24 protein-coding genes are annotated in these 25,217 nt (G+C 71.0%); 15 read left to right on the top strand and 9 right to left on the bottom strand.

The window, feature by feature from the left end:
- Positions 1-66 precede the first annotated feature (66 nt).
- A complete protein-coding gene (locus HCU62_RS00275) occupies positions 67-1,164 on the top strand; it encodes an AI-2E family transporter (RefSeq protein WP_163299189.1) in 1,098 nt (365 codons plus the stop codon).
- A gap of 10 nt (positions 1,165-1,174) precedes the next feature.
- On the opposite strand, the gene HCU62_RS00280 is transcribed toward HCU62_RS00275, so the two are convergent.
- Genes HCU62_RS00280 through recA form a run of 3 tightly spaced genes read right to left on the bottom strand, consistent with a single transcriptional unit; the run spans position 1,175 to position 5,864 of the window.
- Positions 1,175-2,095, bottom strand: a complete 921-nt coding sequence (locus HCU62_RS00280; protein WP_163299190.1) for an LOG family protein — start codon at positions 2,093-2,095, stop codon at positions 1,175-1,177.
- Between the two features lie 45 nt (positions 2,096-2,140).
- Complete coding sequence (gene alaS, locus HCU62_RS00285; protein ID WP_163299191.1) at positions 2,141-4,798, bottom strand: alanine--tRNA ligase; 2,658 nt, start codon at positions 4,796-4,798, stop codon at positions 2,141-2,143.
- A 25-nt stretch (positions 4,799-4,823) separates the two neighbouring features.
- On the bottom strand, positions 4,824-5,864 hold the full coding sequence (recA, locus tag HCU62_RS00290; protein WP_163299195.1) for a recombinase RecA: 1,041 nt from the start codon (positions 5,862-5,864) through the stop codon (positions 4,824-4,826).
- A gap of 215 nt (positions 5,865-6,079) precedes the next feature.
- On the opposite strand from recA, the gene HCU62_RS00295 reads away from it, so the two are divergent.
- Positions 6,080-6,565, top strand: coding sequence for a DUF3592 domain-containing protein (locus HCU62_RS00295; RefSeq protein ID WP_163299192.1), 486 nt, complete (start codon positions 6,080-6,082; stop codon positions 6,563-6,565).
- Here the strand turns inward: HCU62_RS00295 and HCU62_RS00300 are convergent.
- Positions 6,546-6,881, bottom strand: coding sequence for a PilZ domain-containing protein (locus tag HCU62_RS00300; protein ID WP_163299193.1), 336 nt, complete (start codon positions 6,879-6,881; stop codon positions 6,546-6,548). The genes HCU62_RS00295 and HCU62_RS00300 overlap by 20 nt on opposite strands.
- Positions 6,882-7,062: 181 nt before the next feature.
- Between HCU62_RS00300 and argS the strand changes: the two genes are divergently transcribed.
- From argS to argJ, 5 genes are read left to right on the top strand one after another with little or no spacing between them, the layout of a single operon-like run.
- Entirely contained in the window at positions 7,063-8,724 is a 1,662-nt protein-coding gene (gene argS, locus HCU62_RS00305) for an arginine--tRNA ligase (protein ID WP_163299194.1), read from the top strand.
- Between the two features lie 9 nt (positions 8,725-8,733).
- On the top strand, positions 8,734-9,390 hold the full coding sequence (locus HCU62_RS00310; protein WP_169755331.1) for an SPOR domain-containing protein: 657 nt from the start codon (positions 8,734-8,736) through the stop codon (positions 9,388-9,390).
- A gap of 4 nt (positions 9,391-9,394) precedes the next feature.
- The gene (locus tag HCU62_RS00315; protein WP_163299182.1) at positions 9,395-9,847 is read left to right on the top strand and encodes an N-acetyltransferase; all 453 of its coding nucleotides are present in this window, start codon (positions 9,395-9,397) and stop codon (positions 9,845-9,847) included.
- Between the two features lie 21 nt (positions 9,848-9,868).
- Positions 9,869-12,406: a preprotein translocase subunit SecA gene (secA, locus tag HCU62_RS00320; protein ID WP_163299183.1), complete on the top strand. Its 2,538-nt coding sequence runs from the start codon at positions 9,869-9,871 to the stop codon at positions 12,404-12,406.
- Between the two features lie 3 nt (positions 12,407-12,409).
- A complete protein-coding gene (argJ, locus tag HCU62_RS00325; protein WP_163299184.1) occupies positions 12,410-13,606 on the top strand; it encodes a bifunctional glutamate N-acetyltransferase/amino-acid acetyltransferase ArgJ in 1,197 nt (398 codons plus the stop codon).
- 22 nt (positions 13,607-13,628) lie between these two features.
- Here argJ and HCU62_RS00330 read toward each other — a convergent pair whose 3' ends face one another.
- Positions 13,629-14,597: an NAD(P)-binding domain-containing protein gene (locus HCU62_RS00330; protein WP_163299185.1), complete on the bottom strand. Its 969-nt coding sequence runs from the start codon at positions 14,595-14,597 to the stop codon at positions 13,629-13,631.
- 156 nt (positions 14,598-14,753) lie between these two features.
- Between HCU62_RS00330 and HCU62_RS00335 the strand changes: the two genes are divergently transcribed.
- The 8 genes from HCU62_RS00335 to HCU62_RS00370 all read left to right on the top strand — a co-directional run bounded on the left by HCU62_RS00335 (position 14,754) and on the right by HCU62_RS00370 (position 21,447).
- Positions 14,754-14,948 (top strand): hypothetical protein, encoded by a 195-nt coding sequence (locus HCU62_RS00335; RefSeq protein WP_163299186.1) that lies wholly within the window; start codon positions 14,754-14,756, stop codon positions 14,946-14,948.
- Positions 14,933-15,691: a 5'/3'-nucleotidase SurE gene (gene surE / locus HCU62_RS00340; protein ID WP_163299187.1), complete on the top strand. Its 759-nt coding sequence runs from the start codon at positions 14,933-14,935 to the stop codon at positions 15,689-15,691. Before HCU62_RS00335 ends, surE begins: the two co-directional genes overlap by 16 nt.
- Positions 15,692-16,101: 410 nt before the next feature.
- Positions 16,102-16,401 (top strand): helix-turn-helix domain-containing protein, encoded by a 300-nt coding sequence (locus tag HCU62_RS00345; RefSeq protein WP_181448050.1) that lies wholly within the window; start codon positions 16,102-16,104, stop codon positions 16,399-16,401.
- A gap of 159 nt (positions 16,402-16,560) precedes the next feature.
- Positions 16,561-17,988 (top strand): Asp-tRNA(Asn)/Glu-tRNA(Gln) amidotransferase subunit GatB, encoded by a 1,428-nt coding sequence (gene gatB, locus HCU62_RS00350; protein ID WP_163299188.1) that lies wholly within the window; start codon positions 16,561-16,563, stop codon positions 17,986-17,988.
- Positions 17,985-19,112, top strand: a complete 1,128-nt coding sequence (gene mtnA, locus HCU62_RS00355; protein ID WP_169755332.1) for an S-methyl-5-thioribose-1-phosphate isomerase — start codon at positions 17,985-17,987, stop codon at positions 19,110-19,112. The genes gatB and mtnA overlap by 4 nt, the downstream gene beginning before the upstream one ends.
- Positions 19,109-20,119 (top strand): rod shape-determining protein, encoded by a 1,011-nt coding sequence (locus tag HCU62_RS00360; protein WP_163298317.1) that lies wholly within the window; start codon positions 19,109-19,111, stop codon positions 20,117-20,119. The genes mtnA and HCU62_RS00360 overlap by 4 nt, the downstream gene beginning before the upstream one ends.
- 36 nt (positions 20,120-20,155) lie before the next feature.
- Positions 20,156-20,962 (top strand): inositol monophosphatase family protein, encoded by an 807-nt coding sequence (locus HCU62_RS00365; RefSeq protein WP_163298316.1) that lies wholly within the window; start codon positions 20,156-20,158, stop codon positions 20,960-20,962.
- Positions 20,959-21,447, top strand: coding sequence for an NUDIX domain-containing protein (locus tag HCU62_RS00370; protein ID WP_163298315.1), 489 nt, complete (start codon positions 20,959-20,961; stop codon positions 21,445-21,447). The genes HCU62_RS00365 and HCU62_RS00370 overlap by 4 nt, the downstream gene beginning before the upstream one ends.
- A gap of 1,001 nt (positions 21,448-22,448) precedes the next feature.
- On the opposite strand, the gene HCU62_RS00375 is transcribed toward HCU62_RS00370, so the two are convergent.
- The 4 genes from HCU62_RS00375 to galT form a co-directional block, all read right to left on the bottom strand.
- Positions 22,449-22,655 (bottom strand): hypothetical protein, encoded by a 207-nt coding sequence (locus tag HCU62_RS00375; protein WP_163298314.1) that lies wholly within the window; start codon positions 22,653-22,655, stop codon positions 22,449-22,451.
- 11 nt (positions 22,656-22,666) lie between these two features.
- Positions 22,667-23,677, bottom strand: a complete 1,011-nt coding sequence (locus HCU62_RS00380; RefSeq protein WP_309474780.1) for a GGDEF domain-containing response regulator — start codon at positions 23,675-23,677, stop codon at positions 22,667-22,669.
- Between the two features lie 91 nt (positions 23,678-23,768).
- Positions 23,769-24,131, bottom strand: coding sequence for a response regulator (locus tag HCU62_RS00385; protein WP_163298313.1), 363 nt, complete (start codon positions 24,129-24,131; stop codon positions 23,769-23,771).
- 57 nt (positions 24,132-24,188) lie between these two features.
- Entirely contained in the window at positions 24,189-25,190 is a 1,002-nt protein-coding gene (gene galT / locus HCU62_RS00390) for a galactose-1-phosphate uridylyltransferase (RefSeq protein WP_163298312.1), read from the bottom strand.
- Positions 25,191-25,217 lie beyond the last annotated feature (27 nt).

A 25,217-nucleotide genomic window follows, 5' to 3' on the forward strand; every position in this document is an offset into this window, starting at 1 on the left:
CCCCGCCCCCGAATCCTCTCGCCCGCCCCCTTTCACCCCCCTCCCGTTCCTGCTACAAAGGAGGGCATGAAGCCCTTCCGGGACTGGTTCCACCGCTACCTCTCCGACCCGCAGGCGGTGATCCTCGCCTTCCTGCTGGGGCTCGGCACGGTGATCATCCTCACCCTGGGGCGGATGCTGGCCCCGGTGCTGGCCAGCCTCGTCATCGCCTACCTCCTCCAGGGCCCCGTGGCGCGCATGGAGCGGCTGGGGCTGCCGCGGCTGGCCGCCGTGTCCCTGGTCTTCCTCCTCTTCATGGCCGTCCTGGTCTTCATCCTCCTCGGCCTGCTCCCCCTCCTCTCCCGCCAGGTCGGCCAGTTCCTCCACGATCTCCCCGCCATGATCGCCGGCGGGCAGCAGGCGCTGCTCCGGCTGCCCGAGCGTTACCCGGACTTCGTCACCGAGGCCCAGCTCACCCAGCTCATGGCCACCCTGCGCGCCGAGGTCATGGGGATCGGCCAGCATCTGCTCTCCCTCTCCCTGGCCTCGGTGCTGGGTCTCCTCACCCTCCTGGTCTACCTGGTCCTCATGCCGCTGCTGGTCTTCTTCTTCCTCAAGGACAAGGAGCGGATCCTGGCCTGGGTCACCGAGCTCCTGCCGGAGGAACGGGGGCTGGCCGCCGAGGTCTGGGCGGAAATGGACCGGCAGCTCGGCAACTACATCCGCGGCAAGGTCTGGGAGATCCTCATCGTCTGGACCGCCAGCACCGCCACCTTCGCCTGGCTGGGCCTCAAGTTCAGCATGCTGCTCGGCCTCTTCGTGGGGCTCTCGGTGCTGATCCCCTACGTGGGGGCCACGGTGATGACCTTCCCGGTGGCCCTCATCGCCTACTCCCAGTGGGGGTGGAGCGCCGACTTCGCCTGGACGGTGGCGGCCTACCTGGTGATCCAGGTCCTCGACGGCAACCTCCTGGTCCCGCTGCTGCTCTCCGAGGTGGTGAACCTCCACCCCGTGGCCATCATCGTGGCCATCCTGGTCTTCGGCGGGCTCTGGGGGCTCTGGGGGGTCTTCTTCGCCATCCCCCTGGCCACCCTGGTGCACTCGGTGATCCGGGCCTGGCAGAAGGTGGGGGCGCGGAAGGCGCCGGCCGCCCCGGCGCCCGAGGCGGCCGGGGCCGACGCCTGAGAAGGCGGGGCTAGCAGCGCGGGGCCGGGTCCAATCCCCCGTTTTCCCGGTAGAAGTCCTGGATGCGGGCCCAGGCCTCCTCGGCCGTCTCCACGTACTCGAAGAGGTCGAGGTCCCCCGGCGAGATGGTCCCTTCGTCGCAGAGGCCCTCGAAGTCCACCACCCGCTCCCAGAATTCGCGCCCGAAGAGCAGGATCGGCACCTGCCGGACCTTGCCCGTCTGGACGAGCGTCAGGGTCTCGAAGAGCTCGTCCAGGGTCCCGAAGCCCCCGGGGAAGACCACCAGGGCCCGGGCCCGGAGCAGGAAGTGCATCTTCCGGATGGCGAAGTAGTGGAACTGGAAGCTGAGCTCGGGGGTGACGTAGGCGTTGGGCTGCTGCTCGAAGGGGAGGACGATGTTGAACCCCGCGGTCTTGGCGCCTTCCTCGGCCGCCCCCCGGTTGGCGGCCTCCATGATGCCGGGGCCGCCGCCCGTGATGACCACCAGGTCGCAGCCGGTCTTCCGGCGGCACTCCCGGGCGATCAGGGCCGAAAGGCGCCGGGCCTCGTCGTAGTAACGGGACTTCTGGAGGATCCGGCGCGCCACCGCCGCCCGGCGGACGAGTTCCGGGTCGTCGGGGTTCGCCTCCGCCGCGGCCTCCGCGGCGGCGGCCAGCCGCCGCGCTTCGGCGGCCTCGGGAATCCGGGTGCTCCCGAAGATCACCACCGTGTGCTCGATGCCGTGCTCGTGCTGGACGAGCTCCGGCTTCAGGAGCTCAAGCTGGAGCCGCACCGGGCGGAGTTCCTCCCGCTGGAGGAAGTCCGGGTCCATGTAGGCCAGCCGGTAGGAGGGGGAGAGGGTCTGCGGTGTCCGCGGCCCCATGGCCGCGGCCCGGGCGTCTTCCTCGGCGGATGGAAACCCCTTCGGCGGGATCCGGGGAGAATCGCTCATGGGCGGCGCACCCTTCTCAGAGATCCCGGGAGGAGGCCCCGCCCCTCACCCCCGGCCAAGGGCCGCCTCCACCGCATGGCGGCCGGCGGCCAGGGCCTCGTCCAGCCGCTCCGGCCGGGGGCCGCCCGCCTGGGCCATGTCGGGCCGGCCGCCGCCCCCGCCCCCCACGGGGCCGGCCGCGGCCTTCACCAGGTCGCCGGCCCGGACCCGGCCCGTGAGATCCGGGGTCACCATGGCCAGCAGCAGGGCCTTGCCCCCGGCCTCGGCGCCGAGGAGGACCACTCCGGACCCCAGGCGGTCCCGGAGCCGGTCCCCGAGGTCCCGGAGGGCCTTGGCCCCGGGCACCCGGACCCGGGCGGCCAGCACCCGCGCCCCGTTCACGTCCTGGGCCCGGGCGAGGAGGTCGTCCACCGACTCGGCGGCGGCCGCGCCCCGCCCCTCCTCGAGGGCCTTCTCGAGTTCCCGGACCCGGGCGGCCAGCCGCTCCACCCGGTCGGGCACCTCCCGGGGGGCGCACCGGAGCCGGTCCGCCGCCGCGGAAAGGAGGTCTTCCAGGGCATGGACCCGATCCACGGCCGCCCGGCCCGTCACCGCCTCGATCCGGCGGACCCCGGAGGCCACGCTGCCCTCCTGGAGGATCTTGAAGAGGCCGACCTCGCCCGTCCGCCGCAGATGCGTCCCGCCGCACAGTTCCCGGCTCCAGCCCGGGACGGACACCACGCGGACCCGCTCGCCGTACTTCTCGCCGAAGAGCGCCATGGCCCCCTCGGCCACCGCCTCGCGGTAGGCGAGGACGCGGGTCTCCACCTCGGCGTCGCGGCGGACCTGCTCGTTGACCAGGTCTTCCACCCGCCGCAGCTCCTCCGGAGTCACCGCGGCGAAGTGGGTGAAGTCGAAGCGGAGCCGCTCCGGGGTCACCAGGGAACCCGCCTGCTTGACGTGTTCCCCGAGCACCCGGCGAAGCGCGGCGTGAAGGAGGTGGGTGGCCGTGTGGTTCCGGGCGGTGTCGAGGCGCCGGGCCTCCAAGACCTCGAGCGCCACCTCCTCCCCGGTCGCCAGCCGGCCCTCGGTGACCCGGACGACGTGGACGACGAGGTCACCGCGGCGCCGGGTGTCCAGGACCTCGGCGGCGCCGCCGGGCCCACGGATCCACCCCCGGTCCCCCACCTGGCCGCCGGACTCCCCGTAGAAGGGGGTCTCGGCCGCCACCAGCTCCCCTTCCCAGCCGGCCTCCGCGGCCGCCACCGCCGCGCCGTCCGCCCCCACCAGGGCCGAGAGGCGGGCCCGGTGCCGCAGGGTCTCGTAGCCCACGAAGGCCGTCCCTTCGCCCCGCTCCAGCAGCTCCCGGTAGATCGGCGGCAGCTCCCGGGTGACCACCGACTTCTGGAAGCGCCGGGAGCGCTCCCGCTGCGCCTCCATGGCGGCCTCGAACCCCGACCGGTCGAGTTCGAGACCCTCTTCCCGGCAGACGTCCTGGACGATGTCCACCGGGAAGCCGTAGGTGTCGTAGAGCCGGAAGATGAAATCACCGGGGACGATCCGGGCCCCCTGCCGCCGCAGCCGGTCGATCTCCTCGTCGAGCAGCCGGAGGCCGAACTCGAGGGTCTCGGCGAACCTGGCCTCCTCGTGCCGGATCACCTGGTCGAGGAAGGTACCGGCGGCCCGGAGCTCGGGGTAGACCTCCCCCATCTCGTCCACCACCGTGGCCGTGACCTCGGAGAGGAAGGGCGCCTCGAGCCCCAGGACGCGCCCGTAGCGGACCGCCCGGCGCAGGATCCGGCGGAGCACGTAGCCGCGCCCCTCGTTGGACGGCAACACCCCGTCGGCCACCAGGAAGGCGCCGGCCCTCGCGTGGTCGGCGATGACCCGCATGGCCACGTCGTCGCGGGGCTCGGCCCCGTAGGCCCGGCCCGAGAGGCCCGAGATCCGCGCGATGAGCCCGGCGAAGAGGTCGCTGTCGAAGTTCGTGGTCTTCCCCTGGCAGACCGCCGCGATGCGTTCGAGCCCCATGCCCGTGTCGATGCTGGGGCGGGGCAACGGGTGGAGCTCGCCCGCCTCGTCGCGGAAGAACTGCATGAAGACCAGGTTCCAGAGCTCGAGGTAGCGGTCGCAGTCGCACCCGGCCCGGCACTCCGGGCGGCCGCACCCCACCCCCGGCCCCTGGTCGATGAGGATCTCGGAGCAGGGCCCGCAAGGGCCGGTATCCCCCATGGCCCAGAAGTTGTCCTTCTCGCCGAGCCGGACGATGCGGTCGGCGGGGACCCCGGCCACCTCCCGCCAGAGGGCGGCGGCCTCGTCGTCGTCCTGGAAGACCGTGACCCAGAGCCGTTCCCGCGGCAGCTCGAGGTGGGCGGTGAGGAACTCCCAGGCGAAGGCGATGGCCTCCCGCTTGAAGTAGTCGCCGAAGGAGAAGTTGCCCAGCATCTCGAAGAAGGTGTGGTGCCGGGCGGTGTAGCCCACGTTGTCGAGGTCGTTGTGCTTGCCGCCGGCCCGGACGCACTTCTGGCTGGAGGCGGCGCGGGTGTAGGAACGGCTCTCCTCGCCCAGGAAGACCCGCTTGAACTGAACCATCCCGGCGTTGGTGAAGAGCAGGGAGGGGTCGTCCGCCGGCACCAGGGACGAGCTGGGGACGATCTCGTGGCCCCGCTGGGCGAAAAAGTCCAGGAAACGGCGCCGGATCTCGGATGCGGCAAGGGCCTTCATGAAACGCAACACTCCGGCAAGCGCCTCAGGAGGCCTCCGCGGCCGGGGCGGCCTCGCCCTCGGCGGCCGCCGCCTTGGGCTTGAGTCCGTAGGCCTCGCGGACCCGCGCCTCGATCTCGCCGGCCACCTCCGGGTGCTCCTTCAGGAACTGGCGGACGTTCTCCCGCCCCTGGCCCAGCCGCTCGCCGCCGTAGCTGTACCAGGCGCCGCTCTTCTCCACGATGTCCACGGCGGTGGCCAGCTCCACCAGGGCGCTCTCCCGGGAGATCCCCTCGCCGTAGTAGATGTCGAACTCGGCCTCGCGGAAGGGCGGGGCGATCTTGTTCTTGACCACCTTGACCCGCGTGCGGTTGCCCACCACGTCGGAGCCCTCCTTGATGGCGGCGATCCGGCGGATGTCCATGCGCATGGTGCTGTAGAACTTGAGGGCGTTGCCGCCGGTGGTGGTCTCGGGGTTGCCGAACATGACCCCGATCTTCATCCGGATCTGGTTGATGAAGACCAGGGCGGTCCGGGTGCGGCTGATGTTGGCCGTCAGCTTCCGCAGCGCCTGGGACATGAGCCGGGCCTGGAGCCCCACGTGGGCGTCGCCCATCTCGCCCTCGATCTCCGCCTTGGGCACCAGGGCGGCCACGGAGTCCACCACGATGATGTCCAGGGCCCCGCTCCGGACCAGGGCGTCGACGATCTCGAGGGCCTGCTCCCCGTAGTCGGGCTGCGAGACGATGAGGTCGTCGGTGTTGACCCCGAGCTTCTGGGCGTAGGTGGCGTCCAGGGCGTGCTCGGCGTCCACGAAGGCCGCCATGCCCCCGGCCTTCTGGGCCTCGGCGATCATGTGGAGGGCCAGGGTGGTCTTGCCGGAGGACTCCGGCCCGTAGATCTCCACGATGCGGCCCCGGGGGACCCCCCCCACCCCGGTGGCGATGTCCACGGCGAGGGAGCCCGTGGAGATGGCGGGGACGTCCTCCACCTGCCGGTCGCCCAGGCGCATGACGGAACCCTTCCCGAACTGCTTCTCGATTTGGGAGAGGGCGATGTCCACCGCCCGCCGCTTGTCGGTTTCCAAGGCCTTTCTCATGGCTGCCTCCTCCTGTCTGGCCGCGGCCCGGCCCGCCGGTGCCGCCCCTTGGACGTCTCTTCCAACTCTACTCGATTCACCCGAACTTCGGTACCCGGTCTGCCGCTTGCCGAAGAAGGCCCGATCATTATATATGATGGAGAGATGTCGAACCGTCCCCCCGCCCCCATCACACCGCCTCCCCGCCGGGGCGCCACGACGCCGTGACCGGGCGCCGGCTCTTCACCCTCTTCTTCCTGGGGCTGGGGTTCTGGTGCCTCGCGGTGGGGGCCTCGAAGGCCCTGGAGGGGCTCGCCGCGCGCAGCTGGCCCACGGCGCCCGGCCGTGTGGTGATCTCGGAGCTCCGGCAACTGCCGACGCCGAAACGCCCCGGGGTCTCGCGGCTCTGCCTCCGGCTGGAATACTGGTACGAGGTGGGGGGAAAGGGCTACCGGGGCACCCGCTTGAACACGGGCTGGCCTTGTTTCGGCTCCAGGTCCTACCTCGAGCGGGCCCGACGGCGCCACCCTTCCGGCGCCCGGGTCCGGGTCCGCTACAACCCCGACGACCCGGCCCGCTCCCTCCTGGAGCCCGGGGTGGAGTGGTCGGCCCTCTTCCTGATGGGGGTGGGCCTGTGCCTCGTCTCGGCCAGCTGGCCCCTCTTCCGCCGCCGGGGCCGGGGCCGCCGGCTCACCGGCGCGACCACTTGAGGTCTTCCACCAGGCGCTTGATCTCCCGCTCCTCTGCGGGCCCGATGCCGAGGAATCGGATCCCCATCCGGTAGTGCAGGCCGTCCTGCACCACCCACTGGATCTCGCCCTGGAGCTTCACCGGCGGCCTGAGGGGCAGGACGAGGGTGAGCCGGGTCCCCCGGGGGCAGCCTTCCAGGGCCTCGACCCCGGCCCCCGTGGAGCTGATGTCCCGGAGTTCTCCCGTGCAGAACCGGCGGCCGTCGGCGAAGCTGAGCTCCAACTGGACCTTCACCCGTTCCGCCCGGCGCTTGTCAAGGGACGGGGCTTCCGACATGGGGCACCTCCCGGGTCCGGCCCGGCGGGGCCGGGGATTTCCCGGGAAAATATGCAAGTTGGAGGCCACATCCCATTTCCCCGGTCCCCCTCGACCCCGCCGCGGGATTTGCCCTGCCGGGCCCAAGACACTAGAATGGGCCAAATTCGCCCCCGGCCGGGGGAGCCGGCCACCACCATCCATGCGACAGCGAACCCTCCATGCCATCCAGTCCGCCCTCCGGGAGGGTGCCCGCCGGGGACTCTGGCCCGACGCGGACCCGCCGGGTCTCCAGGTCACCCCGCCGCGGCACGAGGCCCACGGCGACTACGCCACCAACGCGGCCCTGGTGCTGGCCTCCGCCGCCCGGCGGCCGCCGCGGGAGATCGCCGCCGACCTGGCCCGCCTCCTGGGCGGCGTCTCCCTCTTCGAGAAGGTGGAAGTAGCCGGTCCCGGCTTCGTCAACCTCTTCATCGCACCCTCGGTCTGGCGGGAGAACCTCCGGGAGATCTGCCGCGCCGGCGAGGCCTACGGCCGGACGGACGCAGGCGGCGGGCGGCGGGTCCAGGTGGAGTTCGTCAGCGCCAACCCCACGGGGCCCCTCCACGTGGGGCACGGCCGGGGGGCCGCCGTGGGCGACTCCCTGGCCCGGATCCTCGCCGCGGCGGGCTTCCGGGTGGAACGGGAGTACTACATCAACGACGTCGGCAACCAGATGCGCACCCTGGGGGCCTCGGTCTACTACCGGTACCTCGAACTCCACGGCCGCCCGGTGGACTTCCCCGAGGACCACTACCGGGGCGACTACATCCGTGAGATCGCCCGGGAGATGGCCGATCGCGCGGGCGACCGCTACCTCGACACGCCCCTGGAGGCGTGCATCGACGACTTCACGGCCCTGGCGGTGGAGCGCATCTCCACCGGCATCCGGAAGGACCTCGAGGACTTCGGCGTCGCCTTCGAGAACTGGTTCAGCGAGCGGACGCTCCACGACTCCGGCCTGGTGACCGGCACCCTGGAACTCCTGGAGGAAAAGGGCCACGTGTACGAGCGGGACGGCGCCCTCTGGTTCCGGTCCTCCGCCTTCGGCGACGAAAAGGACCGGGTGGTCCGCCGCGCCAACGGCATCCTCACCTACTTCGCCGCCGACATCGCCTACCACAGGCACAAGCTGGAGCGGGGCTACGACCTCCTGGTGGACATCTGGGGCGCCGACCACCACGGTTACGTCCCCCGGGTGAAGGCGGCGGTGGAGGCCCTCGGCCACCCCCCGGAGAAGGTCCAGGTCCTCCTGGTCCAGCTGGTGAACCTCCTGGAGGGCGGCCGGCCCAAGGCCATGTCCACCCGGGCCGGCGAGTTCGTGACCCTCCGCGAGGTCCTGGACGACGTGGGCCGCGACGCCGCCCGCTTCATCTTCCTCACCCGGCGCTCGGACAGCCACCTGGACTTCGACCTGGAGCTGGCCCGAAGGCGCAACCAGGACAACCCCGTCTACTACGTCCAGTATGCCCACGCCCGCCTCTCGAGCGTCTTCCACAACGCCGGCGAACGGGGCATCCCGGTGCCCGGCCCGGACGAGGCGGACGTCCACCGGCTCACCGCTCCGGAGGAGGCGGCGCTCCTCAAGCTCCTCGACGCCTTTCCCCGGGTGGTGGCCGACAGCGCCCTGGCCCTGGAACCCCACCGTGTTACGTACTACCTTACGGACCTGGCCGGCGCCGTCCACAACTACTACGCCCGGCACCGGTTCCTCGACGACGACCCGGCGCTGGCCCGGGCCCGCCTCCTCCTGGCCCAGGCGCTGCGGCAGGTGCTGAAGAAGGGGCTCGAGCTCCTGGGGGTCACCGCCCCCGAAACGATGTAGGAGACCGCCATGGCCAAGCGCGAAGGCAAGAAGTTCCACATCGAGACCGGCTGGTTCGGGCTCGTCACCCTCGGGGTGCTGGCCCTCTGCCTCCTGCTCTGGATGTTCATCCTCGGGCTCTACCTGGGCCAGAAGCTGGTGGGCCGGAGCCCCGCCGAGACCCTCCTGGCGCCCGCCGCCGGGGCCCCGGCGGCCCCCGGCCAGGAAGGCGCCGGCGCGGAGCCCGGCGCCGCCCCCGGATCAGAGCTTCCCGCCAACGCCACCCTCGAACCCGTCCCCCCCGCCCCGCCGCCCGCCGAAACCGCCGAACCCGTGCCACCGCCCGCTCCCCAGGCAGAGGCCCCCGGCCAGTGGCTGAACCCTCCGGAGGCTCCCGCCCCCGGAGAAACCACTGCCTCGGAGGGCGAGGCGCCGGCGCCCAAGACCTTCTTCACCGTCCAGATCGCCTCCTTCCCGGAAAAGGACCTGGCCGACAAAGAGGCCGCCCGGTGGCGCGAGAAGGGGTACCGCGTCCTGGTGCGGGAGGTCTTCCTCGGCCCGAAGAAGGGCACCTGGTACCGGGTCTACATGGGGCGCTTCCAGACCGTGGACGAGGCGAAGCGGTTCGCCGAGAAGCTCGCCAAGGAGAAGGGGCTCAAGTCCTACATCGTCCCCCTCCGGCAGTGACCCCATGATCCGAAAGGCCAAGATAGGCGACGTCCGGGCCATCCACGGGCTCCTTTCGGCCTTCGGAGACCGCAACCTCCTGCTGCCGCGGTCGCTGAGCGAGCTCTATGACCACCTGCGGGACTTCACCGTCTACGAGGACGAGGCGGGGGCCGTCGGCGGAGTGGCGGCCCTCCACATCTGCTGGGAGGATCTCGCGGAGATCCGCTCCCTCGCCGTGCGGGAAGACCTCCAGCACCATGGGGTGGGGCGCCGCCTCGTGGAACACTGCCTCTCCGAGGCGGTGACCCTGGGGATCTACCGGGTCTTCACCCTGACCAACCGGCCTGAATTCTTTAAAAAGCTCGGCTTCGGCCCGGTGGACAAGGCCACCCTGCCCCACAAGGTCTGGGCCGACTGCGTCAAGTGCGCCCGGTTCCCGGACTGCGACGAAGTCGCCCTCCTCCTGGAACTCTGAGCCGGCGCCGACAAGCGAGACATGATCGGAAAACTCCTCACCCGCCTCGTCGGGACGAAATTCGAACGGGAAGTCAAGAAACTCCGCCCCTGGGTGGACCGCATCAACGCCCTGGAGCCCGAGGTCCGGAAGCTGTCGGACGCGGAGCTCCAGGCCCGGACCCCGCTCTTCAAGCAACGCCTGGAGCGGGGGGAGACCCTGGACCAGCTCCTCCCCGAGGCCTTCGCCGTGGTCCGGGAGACGGCCCGCCGCGTCCTCGGCCTCCGCCCCTTCGACGTCCAGCTCATGGGGGGCATCGTCCTCCACCAGGGCAAGATCGCCGAGATGAAGACCGGCGAGGGCAAGACCCTCGTGGCCACCATGCCCACCTACCTCAACGCCCTCACCGGCCGCGGCGTCCACATCGTCACCGTGAACGACTACCTCGCCCGCCGCGACGCCGAGTGGATGGGCCGGATCTACCGCTTCCTGGGCCTGGAGGTGGGGGTGATCCTGAGCGACATGGACGAGGCCGCCCGGAAGGCCGCCTACGCCGCCGATGTCACCTACGGCACCAACAACGAGTTCGGCTTCGACTACCTCCGCGACAACATGAAGTACGCCCTGGAGGACATGGTCCAGCGCGACTTCCACTACGCCATCGTGGACGAGGTGGACAGCATCCTCATCGACGAGGCCCGCACCCCGCTCATCATCTCCGGTCCCTCGGAGGAATCCACGGACCTCTACTACCGGGTCAACGCCGTCATCCCCTCCCTCAAGAAGGAGGTCCACTACACCATCGACGAGAAGGCCCGGACCTCCACCCTCACCGAGGAAGGCGTCGCCCTCTGCGAGAAGCTCCTCGGCGTGGACAACCTCTACGACCCCACCCAGGCCGAGCTCCTCCACCACGTCCAGCAGGCCCTGAAGGCCCACACCCTCTTCAAGCGCGACGTGGACTACATCGTCAAGGACGGCCAGGTCGTCATCGTGGACGAGTTCACCGGCCGCCTCATGCCCGGGCGCCGCTACAGCGAGGGCCTCCACCAGGCCCTCGAGGCCAAGGAAGGGGTCAAGATCGAGAGCGAGAACCAGACCCTGGCCTCCATCACCTTCCAGAACTTCTTCCGCATGTACGACAAGCTGGCGGGCATGACCGGGACCGCCGAGACCGAGGCCGCCGAGTTCCAGAAGATCTACAACCTCGAGGTGGTGGTCATCCCCACCCACAAGCCCATGATCCGAAAGGACTTTCCCGACGTGGTCTTCCGGACTCGGCGGGAGAAGTTCGAGGCCGCGGCCCAAGAGATCAAGGAGCTCCACCAGAAGGGACAGCCGGTCCTCGTGGGCACCACCAGCGTCGAGGCCTCCGAGGAGCTCTCCCGCATGCTCAAGCGGATGGGCATCCGCCACGAGGTCTTGAACGCCAAGCACCACGAGCGCGAGGCCGAGATCGTGGCCCACGCCGGCGAGCGCGGCCGGGTCACCATCGCCACCAACATGGCCGGCCGGGGCACCGACATCGTCCTCGGCGAGGGCGTCCGGGAGCTCGGCGGGCTCCACATCCTCGGGACGGAACGCCACGAGTCGCGCCGCATCGACAACCAGCTCCGGGGCCGTTCCGGCCGCCAGGGCGACCCCGGCTCCTCCCGCTTCTACCTCTCCCTGGAGGACGACCTCCTCCGCATCTTCGGCTCCGAGCGCATCTCGGGCATGATGGAGAAACTCGGGATGCAGGAGGGGGAGCCCATCGAGCACCCCTGGCTCTCGAAGGCCATCGAGAACGCCCAGCGCCGGGTGGAGGCCCACAACTTCGAGATCCGGAAACACCTCCTCGACTACGACGACGTCATGAACAAGCAGCGGGAGGTGATCTACCAGCAGCGGCGCCAGATCCTGGCCGGGGAGAACCTCCGGGAGGTGGTCCACGGCTTCATGGAAGACCTGGCCGACCAGTTCGCCGAGACCTACGCCGACCCCAAGGCCCCGCCGGAGGAGTGGGACTGGGACCGCCTGCGGGAGATGCTCCTGGCGCGGTTCGGCATCCAGCTGGACCCCCCCACCGAGGACGAACTGGCGGGCCTCGAGCCCGACGACCTCCGCGACAGCCTGGTCGAGCTCTTCAAGGCGGCCTACGCGGCCCAGGAGGCCCGCTTCGGCGAGACCCAGATGCGCCAGGCCGAGCGCTACATCATGCTCCAGAGCCTGGACGGGCTCTGGAAGGACCACCTGCTCAACATGGACCACCTGCGGGACGGCATCGGGCTGCGCGGCTACGGGCAGGTGGACCCCCTCAACGAGTACCGCCGAGAGGGCTACGAGATGTTCATGGCCATGGTGGACGCCTTCCGCGAGGAGACCCTGAGCCTCCTGCTCCGCATCCGGCCCATGAAGGAGCGGGAGATCGAGTCGGCCGAGGAACGCCAGCGCCGCCGCCAGCGCCGGCTGAGCTACAGCCGGGGCGAGGACCAGAAGCCCGCCACCGTCCGGCGGAAGGAGAAGAAGGTCGGCCGCAACGCCCCCTGCCCCTGCGGCAGCGGCAAGAAGTACAAGAAGTGCTGCGGGCGGGGGGCCTAGGCCGTGCGCGTTCCAGGCTTCCGCGCCGCCGCCGCCGCCGCCGGGATCAAGACCCCCGGCCGCCTGGACCTGGGCCTCGTCGTGGCCGACCGCCCGGCCGTGGCCGCCGGCGTCTTCACCCGCAACCGGGTCAAGGCCGCGCCCGTGCTCCTGGACACGGCCCGCCTCCAGGCCCGCGCCGAGGCCCGGGCCATCCTGGTCAACAGCGGCAACGCCAACGCCTGCACCGGCCCGGGGGGCCTGGCGGACGCCGAGGAGTCCTGCCGCCTCGTGGCGGCGGCCACCGGCGTCCCCGCCGATGAGGTCCTCGTGGCCTCCACCGGGGTCATCGGGTGGCCCCTCCCCATGGACCGCATCCGGCAGGCCATCCCCGAGCTCGCCCGCGGGCTCTCCGAGGACGGCCTCGAGGCCGTCAGCCGCGCCATCCTCACCACCGACACCGCGGCGAAGACCGCCGCCCGGGCCCTGTCCCTCGGGGGCCGGGACGTCACCGTGGCGGGCATGGCCAAGGGAGCCGGCATGATCGGCCCCGACCTGGGGCCCCCCCATGCCACCATGCTGGCCTTCCTCTTCACCGACGCCCCGGTGGAGGCCCCCTGGTGGCAGGCGGTGCTCGCCGCCGCCGCCGGGACCACCTTCAACCGGATCCTGGTGGACGGCGACACCAGCACCAACGACACGGTGCTGGCCCTGGCGAGCGGCGCGGCCGGGGGCCCGCCCATCGGGCCGGGCCGGCCGGGGGCCGCGGAGCTCGAGGCCGCCGTGACAGGGGTCTGCGCGGAACTCGCCCGCCGCATCTGCCTGGACGGGGAGGGGGCCACCAAGCTGGTCCGGGTGGCGGTGACCGGCGCGCCGGACGACGCGGCGGCGGAGCGGATCGCCCGCGTGGTGGCGGCCTCGCCCCTGGTGAAGACCGCCTGCTTCGGCGAGGACCCCAACTGGGGCCGGGTGGCGGCCGCGGCCGGCCGGGCCGGGGTCCCCTTCGACCCCGGCGACCTGGCCATCGGGATCGGCGGGGTCGAGGTGGTGGCCGGCGGCCGGCCGACGGGGCTCGAGGCGGAGGAACGGGCCCGCGCCGCCATGCGCGGACGGGAGTTCGCCGTGGAGCTCCGGGTCGGAACCGGCCCCGGGCGGGCCGAGATCCTCACCACGGACCTCTCCGTGGACTACGTCCGCATCAACGCGGACTACCGGAGCTGACGGACCCCGTCCCCGGGCCGGGCTATCCCAGGACCTTGTCCCGGTAACGGGCCAGGATCCCGTCCACCACGATCTTCCCCGAGTTGAAGGCCCCCATGATGGAGCCCTTCTCCAGCATCAGGTCGCCGGCAAGGAAGAGGCCGGGGATGTTGGTCTCGCCGGCCTCGTCCACCTTGGGCCGCCGCCCGTCGAAGGCCACGCCGATCCCCTCGAGGAAGGCCTGGGGCGTGGAGCCCCCGAGGCAGTAGAAGACGCGGTCGTAGGTCTCGTCGCTCCCGTCGTCGAAGTGGACCTTGACCCGGTCGCCGTCGGCGGAAAGGCCCTGGATGTTGGAGGGCATCTTCAAGGAGACCTTCCCGGTGCAGGCGCACTCGTCCAGGTTGCAGGCGTTGGTCTCGTTGAGGCGGAAGAACTTCTCCCGCCGGTAGGAGAGGGTCACGTCGTTGGTGCCGCAGAGGAAGCAGGCCGTCTCGGCGGCGGTGTCCCCGCCTCCCACCACCAGGATCTTCTCCCCCTCGGGCGGCGCCTTGGGCATGGAGAAGTGGACCCGGTCCTTCACCTCCTTGGGGATGGGGTAGCCGGGCTTCACCGGCTTCCCGAAGATCCCGATGGCCACCACCACCACCGGCGCCTCGACCTCGAGCCCGCCTCCGGTCACCACGCGGAAGCCGCCGGGGCCCGGGACGACCTTCTGCACCTCGTTCCAGTAGCGGATGTCGAGGCCGTATTCCTCGATCACCCGGTCCATCCGCGCGAGAAACTCCTCCCGGGTCTCGGTGTCGAAGGAGAGGCGGCCGATGGGCTCCACCTTCACCTTCCGGTAGACCGGGTCCACGCGTTTTCCCTCGTGGAAGAGGTTGACCACCGTGTCGCAGTCCTCGCCCTTCTTCTCCAGCACCACCACGGGGGCGACGCCCGCCACCTTGGCCTCCACGGCCACCGCGATGCCGGCGGGCCCGGCGCCCACCACCGCTATCTTCGCCTTTTCCATCTCGACTCGCCTCCTCCCGGGGCCGCCCCCGCCGCTTTGCGCGCCGCGGCAAAGCCGCGTAAATTGTGCCGGGCGGCCCGGTCACGATTTTTTGGAACCGGCTGACTACATAACAAGAGAAGGCCCGGGGCTTCAACCCCGGCCGGGAGCCTGCCGATGAGCGACACCGCCCCAAAGGGCTTTTGCCAGAAGGACAACCGGGAGGTCCCGCTGGACGAGGGCTGCCGGCACCCCAAGGACTACTGCCAGTACCGGCAGGCCTGCATCGTCCACTTCCACGAGCGCGAGCGCGCCCGGGAGCGGGAGGACCACGGGGCGACGGACCGGGAGGCACGGTGCGGATCCTCCTGACCAACGACGACGGCATCCACGCCCTGGGCCTCTGCGCCCTCTACGAGGCCCTCCGCGAGGAACACGAGGTCCACGTGGTGGCGCCCGAGGCCGAGCGCAGCGCCGTGGGCCACGCCATCACCCTGGCCGACCCCCTCCGCGCCCGCCCCATCAAGCGCAACGGCCGTCCCTTCGGCTGGGCCGTGAGCGGCACCCCCGCCGACTGCGTCAAGCTCGCAGTCCACGAGCTGCTCCCCGGCCCCCCGGACCTGGTCCTCTCGGGCATCAACCTCGGCGCCAACGTCGGCATCAACGTCCTCTACTCCGGGACGGTCTCGGCGGCCACCGAGGCCGCCATCCTGGGCCTTCGGGCCGCGGCCTTCTCCCTCGACACCTACCAGGACCCCGATTTCTGCTTCGCCGCCCGCTTCGCCGCGGACCTCGTCCACTGGATCACCGTCCTCCCCGGCCCCGGGGCCTTCGCCCTCAACGTGAACATCCCGGCCCTCCCCCCGAACCGGATCCGCGGCCTCCGGCTGACCCGCCAGGGGACCGCCCGGTTCGTCGAACGCTTCGACCGGCGCACCGACCCCAGGGGGAACGTCTACTACTGGCAGGCGGGGGAGACCCTGGCGGAGACCGAGCCGGAAGACGTGGACAGCCGGGCGCTCCGGGACGGCTATATCTCCATCACGCCCCTCCAGTTCGAACTCACCCACCACGCATTTCTCTCGATGATGCAAATTCCGGATTACACCTGGTGAAAGCCGTTACCCACCCGTAGACAAAAACTTTCCAGCAGATTCCCTCGTTGTCATTCTGCGTTCATTTCCGTCTCCACAAGTTTTTTCAATTGAACGGTTGACAAGAACCCCGTTATATTGCTAACAATTACTTGTAAATTCGTGCAAAGCGTCCGAAAAGGAACAACGAGCCGCAAACGCAACCACGCTTGGAGCGGAAGTCCGTCCAATCGGGGCATCTCGCCACGGAATCGCAACGGGGTGCAGCGCCGTCAATGATGTGGCCTCGCAAGTAAAAGTCCAGGGGATCGGTCGGGCAAAGAGCACCGAAGCAAGCCACAGTCGGTGCATTATTTTGCGACGCCGCACGGGGGGCTCGCAGCCGAAGACGCACCAACTTAAATTCAAATGACACGAAAGGAGACCATTACATGAATGCACGCAAGAGAAGCCGTCCCTACACCCTCGAAGACGTCAACTACGTCTACGACAACTACGCCAACATGACCGCCGGCGAGATCGCCGAGCAGCTCGGCATCAGCAAGTTCCAGGTCGCCAAGATCGTCAGCGAGCTCCGCAAGAAGGGCGTCGACCTCCCCGAGAAGACCGTGCGCCGGCAGAACCCCATCGAGGCCTTCCTGAAGCAGCGCGGGATCGAGCCGAAGGCCCGGAAGAAGGCCCCCGCAAAGGCCGCCGGCCGCCGCGGGCGTCCCCGAAAGAAGTCTTCTTAGCCGGCCCCGCCGGCAGCCCGCCCGGGCCCGGCCGAGCGGCCGGGGCGGGTCTTTTCCGGGCGGCCGCCTGTTGATGGGCGGCCGTCGCCGTGTTAGTGTGGCGGCGCGGGGCGGCAGCCGCGCCGCCCACCAGGTCCCCGGCCGGAAGGGTCCCGTCCCATGGAATTCGAAGCCGTCATCGGTCTTGAGGTCCACGCCCAGCTCAAGACCCGCAGCAAGATCTTCTGCGCCTGCCCCACCACCTTCGGCGCCCCCCCGAACACCCACACCTGCCCGGTGTGCCTCGGCATGCCGGGGGTGCTGCCCGTCCTGAACCGCGAGGTGGTCACCTACGCCATGAAGATGGCGCTGGCCACCAACTGCCGGATCCGCCCGGTGAACCGCTTCGCGCGCAAGCACTACTTCTACCCGGATCTCCCCAAGGGCTACCAGATCTCCCAGTACGAGGCACCGCTGGCGGAAGGCGGCTGGATCGAGGTCCGGGCCGGCGACGAGACGCGCCGCATCGGGATCACCCGCATCCACATGGAGGAAGACGCGGGCAAGCTCGTCCACGACCCCTCCCGGCCCGTGAGCTACGTGGATCTCAACCGCACCGGGGTCCCCCTCATCGAGATCGTGAGCGAGCCCGACATCCGCACCCCCGAGGAGGCGGGCGCCTACTTGAAGCGCCTCCGCGAGCTGGTCCGCTACCTCGAGATCTGCGACGGGAACATGGAAGAGGGCAGCTTCCGCTGCGACGCCAACATCTCGCTGCGGCCCGCCGGCCGCGACGCCTTCGGCGTCAAGACCGAGCTCAAGAACATGAACTCCTTCCGCCACGTCCAGCGGGCGCTGGAGTATGAGATCCGCCGCCAGACCGCCATCCTCCTCGACGGCGGCGAGATCGTCCAGGAGACCCGCCTCTGGGACGAGGCCCGGGGGGTGACCGTCTCCATGCGCGGCAAGGAGGAGGCCCACGACTACCGCTACTTCCCCGACCCGGATCTCGTGCCCGTGGAGATCCCCCCCGGCTGGGTGGAGAAGGTCCGCCGGGAGCTGCCGGAACTACCGGAGGAAAAGCGCCGCCGATTCGAGGCCCAGTACGGGCTGCCCGCCTACGACGCCGACGTCCTCACCGCCTCGCGGGAGACGGCCGACTACTACGAGGCCTGCGTGGCCCTCTTCCCCGAGCCCAAGACCGTGAGCAACTGGATCATGGTGGAGCTCCTCCGGCTCCTTAAGCAGGACGAGCGGGAGATCGCGGACTCTCCCGTGACCCCGGGCCACCTGGCCGAGCTCCTCTCCCTGGTCAAGGACGGGACCATCAGCGGCAAGATGGCCAAGGCCGTCCTGGAAGAGGCCTACACCACGGGGAAGACGCCGGCGGCCATCGTGGAGGCGAAGGGCCTCGCCCAGGTGAGCGACGAAGACACCCTCCGGGCGGTCATCGAGGACGTCATCGCCCGCCACCCCGACGAGGTCGCCAAATACCGCGCGGGCAAGACCAAGGTCATGGGTTTCCTCGTGGGCCAGGTCATGCGGGCCACCAAGGGGCAGGCCAACCCGAAGAAGGTCAACCAGCTCCTGGCCGACGCCCTGAAATGACCCCGCGCCCCGTCCCGCCCCCGCTCCCGGAGGCCATCGCCGCCCTGGCCGAAAGGGGCGGTTCCGGAGTGGTCCCCCTCCGCTGGTCCGGAGAGGCCCTGTGGCTGCTGGACCAGCGCCGCCTGCCGCGGCGCGAGGCCTGGCTCCGTTACCGCTCCTCGGGGGCCGTGGCCCGTGCCATCACCGCCATGGTGGTCCGCGGCGCCCCCGCCATCGGGATCACCGCCGCCTTCGGCCTGGTGCTCGCCGCCGGCGCCCTCCGCCGCCGGGGCCGGGCGGCGGGCCTCGCCGCCTGGCGCCGCCGGGCGGCGGTCCTCGCCGCGGCCCGGCCCACCGCGGTGAACCTCGCTTGGGCCGTCCGCCGCCTCGAGGCGCGCCTTGCCGGGGGCGCATGGGCGACGGCCGCCGAGGCGCGCCGCCTCCTCGAGGCCGAGGCCCTGGCCGCCTGGCGGGAAGACTTCGAGGCCAACCTCGCCATGGGCGCCCATGGGGCGGCCCTCCTCCCCGCCCGCGGGACCGTCCTCACCCACTGCAACGCCGGGGCCCTGGCCACCGGCGGTTACGGCACCGCCCTGGGCGTGATCCGCGCCGCCCGCGCCGCCGGCAAGGACATCCGCGTGCTCGCCGACGAGACCCGCCCCTGGCTCCAGGGCGCGCGCCTGACCGCCTGGGAGCTGGCCCGAGACGGGATCCCCGTGACGCTGCTCGCCGACGGCGCCGCCGGCCACCACTTCCGGCAGGGCCGCATCCAGGCCGTGGTGGTGGGGGCGGACCGCATCGCGGCCAACGGCGACGTGGCCAACAAGATCGGGACCTACACCGTGGCGGTCCTGGCCCGCCAGCACGGGGTCCCCTTCTACGTCGCGGCCCCGACCTCCACCCTCGACCCCGGGACGGCCTCCGGCGACGCCATCCCCATCGAGGAACGCCCGGGGGAGGAGGTCACGGCCTGCGCCGGCCGCCGCGTGGCGCCGCCGGGGGTGCCCGCGGCCAACCCCGCCTTCGACGTGACCCCCGCCGAGCTGGTCACCGCCATCGTCACCGAGCGCGGGGTGCTCCGTCCGCCCTACGGGGCCGCCATCCGGCGGCTCCTCGGGGCCGCAGGCGGCGAGAAGCGGCCATGAGGCTGCTTCCCTTCGGCGGCTCCCGGCTCGGCCTCGACCCCGGCGCCTCCACGGTCCGGGTCTTCCTGGATGGCCACGGACCGGTCCTCGAGGAGCCGGCGGTCATCGCCCGGCGCCTGGGCGGGGCCGTCGTGGCCGCCGGCGCCGAGGCGGCCCGCTACCTCGGCCGGACCCCGGACGGCCTCGAGGCCGTCCATCCCCTGGAGGCCGGCCTCATGGCCGACTACGAGGCCGCCCGGGCCCTCTTCCGGGAGCTGTTCCGGCGGGCGGCCGCCGGCCCGGGCCTCCACCGTCCCCGGGTCGCGGTCTGCACGCCCCCCGGCGCCACCCCGGTGGAATGCCGGGCCCTCGGGGAGACCCTCCAAGAGGCCGGCGCCCGGCGGGTCCGCTTCCTGCCGGGGCTCCTCGCCGCCGCCGTGGGCGCGGGCTTCTCCCTGGAGTCGGGCCGCCCCCGCCTCCTCTTGGACCTCGGCTACGGCGCCAGCCGGGCCGCGGTGGTGGAAGGCCCCGGCATCCGCACGGTGGAATCCGCCCCCGGGGGCCGCGAGATGGACCTCGCCCTGGGCCGGTGGATCCTCGAGGCCCACGGCCTTCGCGTCGGGCCCGCCTCCCTCGAGCACGCCAAGCGCCGCCTGGGCACCGCCCGCCCCCCCGGCGGGGCGGAGCCCCGGGCGGACGTGGCCGGCAGCCGCCCGGGAGGCTTCCCCACCACGGTGACGCTTTCCGGGGCGGACGTCCGGGCCTGCCTCGCCCCCCTCCTCGCCCGGGTGGCCGAGGCGGTCACGGCCGCCGCGGCCGCGCTGGAGCCCGGACCCCGGGCGGTGGCCGGGGCCGCGGGCCTCACCCTGGTGGGGGAGGGGGCACGGCTGCCGGGGCTGTGCGACTACCTGCGGGAGGCCACGGGCTTCCTCGCCGAGGTGGCGGACGAGCCGGAACGCGCCGCGGCCCGCGGGGCGGCGGAGGCCCTGCGCCAGCGACGGCTCCGGCCCCTCCTCCGGAAGGCCTGAGGCCCGCGGGGTGCCGGCCGGCTGGAGACAACGCCCATGACACCGGAACTCGACACCATCCTCGACGCCGCCAGGGAGGCGGCCCGCCGGGCCGGCCGCCTCCTCATGGAGTACTACGGCCGCCCTCTGGAGGTCCGCCACAAGGGGACCATCGATCTCGTGACCGAGGCGGACCTGGCCAGCGAGCGGGTCCTCCTCGCCGACCTCCGCGAGCGTTTCCCCGGGCACGGGATCCTCTCGGAGGAGGACGCCGGGGCCGCCGGGGCCCCGCCCGAGGGCCCCACCTGGATCGTGGACCCCCTGGACGGCACCACCAACTTCGCCCACGGCTACCCCTGGTTCGCCGTCTCAGTGGCCTTCATGGACGGGGGCAGGGTCCAGGCCGGCGCGGTCTACCACCCCGTCCTCGACGAGTGCCTCTGGGCCGGCCGGGGCCGGGGGGCCTGGCTGAACGACGCGCCCGTCCGGGTCTCCGCCGCCGCGGACCTCGGCGAGGCGCTGCTCGCCACGGGCTTCCCCTACGACGTCCAGGAACGCCCGGCGCCCGTGCTGGAGGCCCTCGGGGCCGTCCTGGTCCGGGCCCAGGGGATCCGCCGCGCCGGCTCCGCCGCCCTGGACCTCGCCGGCGTGGCCTGCGGCCGGCTGGACGGTTTCTGGGAGATCAAGCTCAAGCCGTGGGACACCGCCGCCGGCGCCCTCCTCGTGGAAGAGGCGGGGGGACGGGTCTCCACCTTCGACGGGGGGCCGTGGTCGCCCTTCACCCCGGAGATCGCGGCGAGCAACGGCCGCCTCCACGGGGCGATGCTCGACCTCCTCGGGCCCTTCGCCGGGAGGACGCGGTGAGCGGCGCCCGGCGGGTCCGCTGCCCGCGGTGCGGGGCCACGGTGGAGGTCTTCCGCAACCCCGCGCCCACCGTGGACGTGATCATCGAGGTGGAGGGGGGGATCGTCTTCGTGGAGCGGGCCAACCCGCCCCTGGGCTGGGCCCTGCCCGGCGGGTTCGTGGACGTGGGCGAGACCCTCGAAGCGGCGGCGATCCGGGAGGCCCGGGAAGAGACCGGCCTCGAGGTCCGGCTCCGGTACCTGCTCGGCACCTACTCCCGGCCCGACCGGGACCCGCGCCGGCACACCGTGAGCACCGTCTTCGTGGCCGGCGCGGCGGGCGCTCCCCGGGGCGGCGACGACGCCCGGCGGGCCGTGGCCGCGCCCGCCGACCGGCCGCCCGGCCCCCTGTGCTTCGACCACGCCCGCATCGTGGCCGACTACCTCCGCGTCCGCCGCCTGGGGCTCGCGGCCTGCCTCGAGCAGCGCGGCCTCGACCCGCCCTGAACGCCAAGCCCGGCCGTCGCAGCCGCGCTCCGCGGGAGGCGGCGGCGCGGGTCCCTCCCGTTCATCGCGGCGGCCGTCGCGCCGTGCACTCGGCGACTCGGGCCGCCCACCGACCGCTCGGGGGTCCCTTGGCGGCCCCTCTTCTTTCAGCTCCCTAACGACGCCAGCACGCCGATGAATTCTCTCGGCTCGAAGACAGGCAGCTTGGACCTCTTGAAATCCGTGGCGTTCCTCGTGACTATGTATCGTGCGCCGGCATGCACAGCGGCCGCGTGTGTCCACGAACCTGTACCGTGAATACAGGCCCGGGCTCCCACCTCTTCGGGGAATCATGTGTTCTCTCAATAAGGTCGGCCAAGTGTTCCCCACATAAATCCCCTCCACGCCGTCCACGGTCTTGTAGATCACCCCGGCCTTGAAGTGGCACAGGTACCAAAAGACCGGGTACCCCAGGATCACGTCCCAGGTGGGGATCAGGAGAAACACCGCGATGGCGATCCGCTTCTTCTTGAGACTACCGGTGCTCTTGTACACCTGCCTGACGACAAACCGGGCAAAAAATATATAGGCGGCAAATGCTGCCAACAGCATTATGGAAATCATCGGCTCTCACCTCCCCAGCACATATCCGCTACCCGGCCAAAACTCATGGATCCACCTCCATCCCCTCCCGGGCGGGCCCGGGGGATCAAGCGACACGACAGCAATGGTCAAACCGGAAACGCTTTCCACCCACCTCCACGGAAAGGGTGAAATCACCCATGCCGCCGGGCGCCCGGGGCGTCAAGATTCGCTCAGGCCGCCGGCACTGCATGGATGGCCAAGCGGGAATCGCCGAGGACAAGGCGCGACCATCGCGAGGAACGAGGCGTACTTGGGCTACGCCGCAGTGACGATGCGATGGGAAGCACCGCCGTAATTGGCGATTCCCGCGACGCCATCAAATAAAGCAGGCCCTGCCCGAGTACCGTGGTGAAGCGGGGGGGCGGGCCCGGGGGCCCTCAGGCCTTCACGAACCAGGGAAGGGCCGCCAGGACGGCCCCCGCCAGGAGCAGCAGGCCCTCGTTGGAGATGAAATAAGGGATCACGGGAAGGGCGATCCCGACGAGGAGGGGCACCACGGCCTTCTGCTTCTTTCCGTAGACAAAGAAGCCCAGGCCGACGACCCCGAAGAGCATCCCCCAGAAGATGACGGCCGTGTCCGCCATGCCCCGGCGCCCTACTTGGGCCCCGGGGCCCCGGGCGGGGGCGGATCCCGCCGGGGCGAACCGGCCGCGGCCGCCGCGTTCGCGTCCACCACGACCCGGTCGCCCCCGGCGTGCTTGGCCGCGTACATGGCCTCGTCGGCGCACCGGACCAGCCGCCGAAGCCGCTCCCGGACGTCCTGTTCCCCGTTCTCCTGGAGCCGGGCGACCCCGATGCTGAGGGTGGTGGGCGCGAGGCCCTCCTCCAGGTAGGTGCGGCGGATGCGCTCGGCGATCTGGGCGGCCTGCTCCAGGCTGGCCTGGGGGACGATCACGGCGAACTCGTCGCCACCGTAGCGGAAGGCGTTGTCCACGTGCCGCCGGGTGGACTGCTCCAGGACCCGGGCGAGGCGACGGAGGACCTCGTCGCCCGCCTGGTGGCCGAGCCGGTCGTTGTAATCCTTGAACCGGTCCACGTCCACCATGAGGAGGTAGAGGGGGTAGGACTGGCGGATGGCCCGCTGGGCCTCCTCCTCCAGCCGGGTCTCGAAGTGCCGGCGGTTGTAGAGGTCCGTGAGGGCGTCGTGGATGGACAGGCGCCGGAGCTGGGCCCGGAGGTTGCGCTCCCGGATGATGCGGTCGAGCTTGGCCTCGAGCTCGTCCAGGTTGAAGGGCTTGTTGATGAAGTCGCTGGCGCCGGCGCGGATGACGTCGGTGTAGCGAAAGTCGCGCCCGTAGCCCGTCATGACGATGATGTCGGTGTCGTCCCCCCGGGCGCGGACCTCGCGGATGAGCTCCATCCCGTCCATCCGGGGCATGACGAGGTCGGTCACGATGATGGTGGCGGGGGCCTCCTCGTGGCGTTCCAGGGCCTCCCGCCCGTCGGCGGCGGTGGCGTGGCTGTAGCCCAGCCCGGAGAGGAACTCGCCCAGGAGGCGGACGATGGTGACGTCGTCGTCCACCACCAGGATGTGCTGGGGCTCGAGGAAGGGGACCTCCAGGTCTCCGGCCCAGGGGGCCTTCGTCTTTTCGGGTTCGCGGTTCACGCGGTCCTCGGCCGGGCTCGGGGTCACGCCTCGTCCCTTACCATGGGTTCGGCACACGGCCGGCACAAATTGAAGACACCGGAACCGCCGGTCACTTGGCCAGGTGCCGGCGGATGGACGCCTTGAGCTCGTCGAGGTTGAAGGACTTCACGATGTAGTCGTCCGAGGCCCAGGAGGCCAGGTCCTGCTTGTACTCCGGGTAGGCGGAGCTCAGGATCACCGGGACGTCGGGCTTCTTCTCCTTCATCTGGCGCAGGACCTCGATCCCGTCCATCCCGGGCATGTTGATGTCGAGGACCACGAGGTCGGGATGCTCGGCGTCGAAGACCTCCAGCGCCTCTTCCCCGCTCATGGCGGTGGAGACCTCGTATCCCTCTTCCTCCAGTTCCTCCCGGTAGAGGAGATGGATGCTCTCCTCGTCGTCTACCACCAGGATGCGCTTCTTTCCGCTCATGAAACCCCCCGTTCCGTCCTAGGGATGCCGGCCGCCCCGGCGGGACGGCCGGCGCCGTCAATCGATCTCCATCTCGCGCAGGTACCGCGCCGCCTCCTCCGGCGGCGTGGGGTTGATGTAGAAGCCCGTCCCCCACTCGAACCCCGCGATCATGGTAAGCTTGGGCACAATCTCGATGTGCCAGTGATAGTGCTCCATGGGCGGGGTGCGAAGGGGCGCGGTGTGCAGCATGTAGTTGTACGGGACCCTGGGGAGGGCCCGGTCGAGCCGGCGCATGGTCTCGAGGAAGACCCCGGTGAGCGCCTGGAAGCCCGGCTCGTCCAGGGACGGGAACGAGGAGGCGTGCCGCTTGGGCAGCACCCAGGTCTCGAAGGGCGCCAGCGGCGCGTAGGGACAGATGGCGATGAAGCCCTCGTTCTCGCACACCACCCGGACGTTCTGCGAGCGCTCCTGCCGGATGATGTCGCAGTAGACGCAGCGTTCCTTGTAGTCGTAGTACTTGCGCGTCCCGTTGATCTCCTCCTGCATCCGGTGGGGAACCACGGGGAGCGCGATGAGTTGCGAGTGGGAGTGTTCCAGCGAGGCCCCGGCCGCCCGGCCGAAGTTCTTGAAGACCATGATGTAGCGGAAACGCTGGTCCCGCTCGAGGTCCACCATGCGGTCGCGGTAGGCATGGAAGATCTGGACCACGTGGTCGTGGGGCATACCGGCCAGGGTCTGGTCGTGGTCCGGGGTCTCCACGATCACCTCGTGGGCCCCGATCCCGTTCATCTTGTCGTAGATGCCCTCGCCCTGCTTGTCGAGGTCCCCCTCGATCACCAGGGCGGGGAACTTGTTGGGGACCACCCGCACCGTCCACCCCGGGGTGTTGGGGACCCGGCCCGGGGGGCCGTAGGCCAGGACCTCGGGCGGGGTGGTGTTCTCGTTTCCCTGGCAGAGCGGGCAGAAGCCGCCCACGCGGCGCTCGGGCTGGATGACGAAGTCGGAGGGCCGCTTCCCCCGTTCCTTGGCGATGATGACCCATCGGCCGATGATGGGGTCCCTACGGAATTCTGGCATGCCGGCGGTTCCTTTCCGGGCCTTGCG

Source organism: Dissulfurirhabdus thermomarina, from assembly GCF_012979235.1.
Lineage (GTDB): Bacteria > Desulfobacterota > Dissulfuribacteria > Dissulfuribacterales > Dissulfurirhabdaceae > Dissulfurirhabdus > Dissulfurirhabdus thermomarina.

Bases quoted from the DNA above. Each gene is read 5' to 3' on its own strand.
- HCU62_RS00275 (WP_163299189.1), top strand. From the start codon at position 67: ATGAAGCCCTTCCGGGACTGGTTCCACCGCTACCTCTCCGACCCGCAG.
- HCU62_RS00280 (WP_163299190.1), bottom strand. From the start codon at position 2,095: ATGAGCGATTCTCCCCGGATCCCGCCGAAGGGGTTTCCATCCGCCGAG.
- alaS (WP_163299191.1), bottom strand. From the start codon at position 4,798: ATGAAGGCCCTTGCCGCATCCGAGATCCGGCGCCGTTTCCTGGACTTT.
- HCU62_RS00300 (WP_163299193.1), bottom strand. From the start codon at position 6,881: ATGTCGGAAGCCCCGTCCCTTGACAAGCGCCGGGCGGAACGGGTGAAG.
- argS (WP_163299194.1), top strand. From the start codon at position 7,063: ATGCGACAGCGAACCCTCCATGCCATCCAGTCCGCCCTCCGGGAGGGT.
- HCU62_RS00310 (WP_169755331.1), top strand. From the start codon at position 8,734: ATGGCCAAGCGCGAAGGCAAGAAGTTCCACATCGAGACCGGCTGGTTC.
- HCU62_RS00315 (WP_163299182.1), top strand. From the start codon at position 9,395: ATGATCCGAAAGGCCAAGATAGGCGACGTCCGGGCCATCCACGGGCTC.
- secA (WP_163299183.1), top strand. From the start codon at position 9,869: ATGATCGGAAAACTCCTCACCCGCCTCGTCGGGACGAAATTCGAACGG.
- HCU62_RS00330 (WP_163299185.1), bottom strand. From the start codon at position 14,597: ATGGAAAAGGCGAAGATAGCGGTGGTGGGCGCCGGGCCCGCCGGCATC.
- HCU62_RS00335 (WP_163299186.1), top strand. From the start codon at position 14,754: ATGAGCGACACCGCCCCAAAGGGCTTTTGCCAGAAGGACAACCGGGAG.
- HCU62_RS00345 (WP_181448050.1), top strand. From the start codon at position 16,102: ATGAATGCACGCAAGAGAAGCCGTCCCTACACCCTCGAAGACGTCAAC.
- gatB (WP_163299188.1), top strand. From the start codon at position 16,561: ATGGAATTCGAAGCCGTCATCGGTCTTGAGGTCCACGCCCAGCTCAAG.
- mtnA (WP_169755332.1), top strand. From the start codon at position 17,985: ATGACCCCGCGCCCCGTCCCGCCCCCGCTCCCGGAGGCCATCGCCGCC.
- HCU62_RS00360 (WP_163298317.1), top strand. From the start codon at position 19,109: ATGAGGCTGCTTCCCTTCGGCGGCTCCCGGCTCGGCCTCGACCCCGGC.
- HCU62_RS00365 (WP_163298316.1), top strand. From the start codon at position 20,156: ATGACACCGGAACTCGACACCATCCTCGACGCCGCCAGGGAGGCGGCC.
- HCU62_RS00375 (WP_163298314.1), bottom strand. From the start codon at position 22,655: ATGGCGGACACGGCCGTCATCTTCTGGGGGATGCTCTTCGGGGTCGTC.
- HCU62_RS00385 (WP_163298313.1), bottom strand. From the start codon at position 24,131: ATGAGCGGAAAGAAGCGCATCCTGGTGGTAGACGACGAGGAGAGCATC.
- galT (WP_163298312.1), bottom strand. From the start codon at position 25,190: ATGCCAGAATTCCGTAGGGACCCCATCATCGGCCGATGGGTCATCATC.